Below are 3,776 nucleotides of genomic sequence, written 5' to 3' on the forward strand. Positions count from 1 at the left end.
GGCCTGGTCTGCGCCGTCGCCGTGGGCGGCGCGCGCTGGCTGGAGCAGGCCGGCGCGGCGCTGGACCGCCAGCTGGACGCCGAGGCCAAGGCGGGCGTCACCCCTAAGGGCGTCTATCACACCGACCACGAATGGAGCGTCCGCGACGCGGTTCGCACCCCGCAGTTCTACGTGCTGCTGGCCGCCTATTTCAGCCATCTGCTGGCGGGCATCAGCGCCGCCAGCCTGACCCAGGCCCACCTGACCCAGCTGGGCGTGGCCGGCGCTGTGGCGGCGGGCATGCTCAGCCTGGAAGGCGGCATGCAGGTCGTGGCCCGCCTGGGCGGAGGCGCCGTCGGCGACCGGGTCGATCCGCGCTGGCTGCTGGTGTTCGCTCAGGGATTGCTGGTGGTCGGCCTGCTGGCCCTGTCGCGCGCCACGACGCCGTGGCTGCTGACGCTGTACGCGGTCGGCGTGGGCGCCGGATTCGGCCTGACCGTGCTGGCCGTCAGCCTGCTGCTGCTGAACTATTTTGGCCGCCGCAACAATGTCGAGCTGTTCTCCCTGACCTGCCTGATCGGGGCGGTGTCGGCGGCGGGGCCGTTCATCGGCGGCGCCGTTCGCGACCGCGTCGGCTCGTTCACACCGGCCTTCCAGCTGTTCGCAGCGATCACGGCGCTGGTGTTCGTGGCCGCGCTGTTCATGCGTCCGCCCAGATCCCGTCCCTAGGTTTCTGAACTCGACTTCCGGGCTTCACGCAAAGAAAAGGCCGCCCCGATCGAAATCGGGACGGCCCTTGTTCGTTAGCTCAAGACTTGGCTTAGAACGCGGCCTTCAGGCCGACAACGACGCGCTCGCCATAGATTTTGCCCAGATCGTGCTCGTCGGTGTCCGAGTAGCGCAGATCGGCCGAAATCTTGTCGGTCAGGGCGTAGTTCAGACCGATGTTCCAGGTCGCATATTCCGAACCTTGGTCGATCTGCTGTTCGCCGATGGCGCCGCTCAGGGTCAGCTTTTCGACGACCGGCATCGCGGCGTTGAGCTCGTAGTACATCGAACCGCCCTTGGTCAGCGGATACTGCGGCGAATAATAGACGGCGAGGCCGGCGGTCGCCGGACCGATCGGACGCGAAACCGCGGCCTTGAATTCCAGGTAGCTGTACGAGCCGGGCGACGCGACGGGAGCCTGGCCAGCCGGGGTCGGCGGAGCCTTGTCGTCGATGTAGCTGTAGTAGAGCACGCCGAGGTCGAAGCTGGTGTCGCCGTAGGTCGGCTTCAGGCCGGCATACAGGTCGATTTCAGCGGTCGGGTCGCTAGGGCCGAAGTCGACGTTCGAAGCCCAGACGCCAGCATAGCCGAGGCCGTAGGTCAGGTCGATGCCGCCAAAAACCTGCGGATCTTCTTGGGTTTGGCTAACGCCGCGGAACACGTAGTCGCTGGCCACGCCAACGTTGTACGAGAGCTTCAGTTCTTCAGCCATGGCGGCGCCGCTCATGGCGACCGAAGCAGCGGCGGCGACTAGCGCCAGTTTCAGAAACTTCATGTGTTCTATCCCCTTATTTCATTTTGCCGACCGAAGAGCATGGAGCCTTCGTCGTCCAGAGACGCCTGCAAGCGTGTTTGGGCACAACAGACATAGTTGACGGCTTAGCCCTAGTTGCAATCGCAGTGGTTAAAGCACCAGCAGAAACGACCGTAAGGGCGCAAAGTTTGAGCGAAGTGTGACGATTTTGCTTCAGAAGTGGCTGCGGGCGCCACAGTGTCAAAAGATTCGTTGTTTGGGCTTTACCTGCGGCTTTAGCGCATCGCCAGACTCGCCCCGCCCAAGTGGAGGCCCGCATCCACCAGCAAGGTTTCGCCGGTGATGTGCCGCGAGGCGGGGGAGGCCAGGAACACGGCGGAGCCGGCGATGTCCTCGGCGGTCGAGGCGACCTTCAGCGGCGTAGCGGCGGCCGCGCCGGCCCGCAGGCGATCGACGCGCTCTTCGTCCATGGCCTTGCCGAACCAAGGCGTGTCGATGAAGCCGGGGCAGACGGCGTTGACCCGGATCCGCGGCGCCAGGGCCCTGGCCAGCGACAGGGTCATGGTGGTTAGCGCGCCTTTGGAGGCGGCATAGGGCACCGACGAGCCGTTGCCGACCACCCCGGCGATCGAAGCGGTGTTGACCACGGCGCCCGGCTGCGGCGCGGCCTCCAGCAGGCTGCGGGCGGCGCGGACCATCTGGAAGGCGCCCACCACATTGACCGCGTAGAGCCGCAGGAAATCCTCGGCGTCGACCGCATCGAGATCGGCATGGTTGGGCGCGAACTTGGTGACGCCGGCGTTGTTGAACAGGGCGTCGATCCGGCCCGTGCCGGCCGCTGCCTGGGCGATCCGGCGGCAGTCCGCATCCTGGGCCACGTCGCCCTGGACCAGGACGGCCTTGGAGCCCTCGGCCGCGATCAGCCGCGCGGTTTCCTCGGCTTCTTGCGCGCTGCTGGCGAAGTTGACGACCACCAGGCCGGCGCCGCGTCGCGCGGTCTCCACCGCCATGGCCCGGCCAAGCCCGGTGGAGGCGCCGGTGACCACCACCGTATAGCCGTCGAAATCGCGTCCGCTCATCGTCGTTTCCTGTCCCAACGCTTGTTTGCGCGACGATAGCGACGCCACGCGCGCTTGTCTCGCCGGGGCGCGAGGCCTAGATGACCGCCCATGACCGAACTTCATGTGACCCAGCTGGGCCAGGTGGTGGAGCCTGCCGCCAGCCCCGATCAGGCCGTCCTCGAGCGCGTGCCCAATCCGCAGAGCGACGTGACCTATCTGGCGCGCTTCGTGGCTCCGGAATTCACCTCGCTATGCCCGGTGACCGGCCAGCCCGACTTCGCGCACCTGGTGATCGACTACGCCCCCGGCGACTGGCTGATCGAGAGCAAGTCGCTGAAGCTGTATCTGACCAGCTTCCGCAATCACGGCTCGTTCCACGAGGACTGCACGGTCAAGATCGGCCGCAAGATCGTCGAGATCGCCCAGCCGCGCTGGCTGCGCATCGGCGGCTATTGGTATCCGCGCGGCGGCATCCCGATCGACGTGTTCTGGCAGACCGGCCCGGCGCCCGAAGGGCTGTGGGTTCCCGACCAGGGCGTCGCGCCCTATCGCGGCCGGGGCTGATCGCTTCGCGAGTGCTGAAACACGAGGGGCGCATCCGGCCGGAGCGCCCCTTTTTCTTTGCGCCTAGCGCGACGGCTGCGCGGCCTGCGCGGGCGGCGGGGTCGGAACCGCGGGCGGGCGTTGGCTGGGCGGCTGCACGGGCCGGGCCGGACCGATCAGCTTGCGGAAGCTGATCCGCACCGTCCGGCCGATGGGATCGCGATAGTCCGGCTGATAGGCCTGGGGGGTGAAGCCCTGGCCGTCGTGCACGTCCTCGCGGGTGTCGAACAGGTTCTGGGCCTGCAGCTGCACCCGCGTGCCGCGCAGCCACGGATGGGCCCGCAGGAGGTCGGGGCGCGACGACAGGTCCGCGAACAGGTTCAGGCTTACCGTCGACAGGTCCCCGAAATACAGGTTGCTGTCCGCGGTCCTGCCGTTCAGGCGATAACCGCTGCGCCAGCTGCCGTTCAGGAACGCGCCCATGCCGCTCTTGAAGAGGCCCGCCTGGAGCTGGATCTCGTGTTCCGGGCCGGCGCCCGAACCGCCGTTCAGACGGTCGATGATCGGCAGGCCGTCTCGGATGGTGATCTCGTCCTTCAGTTTCCAGGTGTGGTAGAGCGAAACCCGGACCTGGCCTTGGCCGGGGCGCGGACCGCGGAAACCGCCGCCGC

Annotated in this window: 4 protein-coding genes and 1 pseudogene; 2 read left to right on the forward strand and 3 right to left on the reverse strand. The window is 67.2% G+C overall.

The window, feature by feature from the left end; all coding sequences use genetic code 11:
- On the forward strand, positions 1-708 hold a 708-nt coding region (locus WAL33_RS01895; protein WP_422177938.1), incomplete at its 5' end, for an MFS transporter.
- 91 nt (positions 709-799) lie between these two features.
- Here WAL33_RS01895 and WAL33_RS01900 read toward each other — a convergent pair.
- Entirely contained in the window at positions 800-1,522 is a 723-nt protein-coding gene (locus WAL33_RS01900) for a TorF family putative porin (RefSeq protein WP_422177940.1), read from the reverse strand.
- A gap of 254 nt (positions 1,523-1,776) precedes the next feature.
- Positions 1,777-2,580, reverse strand: coding sequence for an SDR family NAD(P)-dependent oxidoreductase (locus tag WAL33_RS01905; RefSeq protein WP_422177942.1), 804 nt, complete (start codon positions 2,578-2,580; stop codon positions 1,777-1,779).
- 90 nt (positions 2,581-2,670) lie between these two features.
- On the opposite strand from WAL33_RS01905, the gene queF reads away from it, so the two are divergent.
- Positions 2,671-3,126: a preQ(1) synthase gene (queF, locus tag WAL33_RS01910; RefSeq protein WP_029907399.1), complete on the forward strand. Its 456-nt coding sequence runs from the start codon at positions 2,671-2,673 to the stop codon at positions 3,124-3,126.
- A gap of 63 nt (positions 3,127-3,189) precedes the next feature.
- Here the strand turns inward: queF and WAL33_RS01915 are convergent.
- Positions 3,190-3,776: pseudogene (locus WAL33_RS01915) on the reverse strand (Plug domain-containing protein); the annotation flags it as partial.

Source organism: Caulobacter sp. (assembly GCF_049283275.1).
Taxonomy (GTDB): domain Bacteria; phylum Pseudomonadota; class Alphaproteobacteria; order Caulobacterales; family Caulobacteraceae; genus Caulobacter.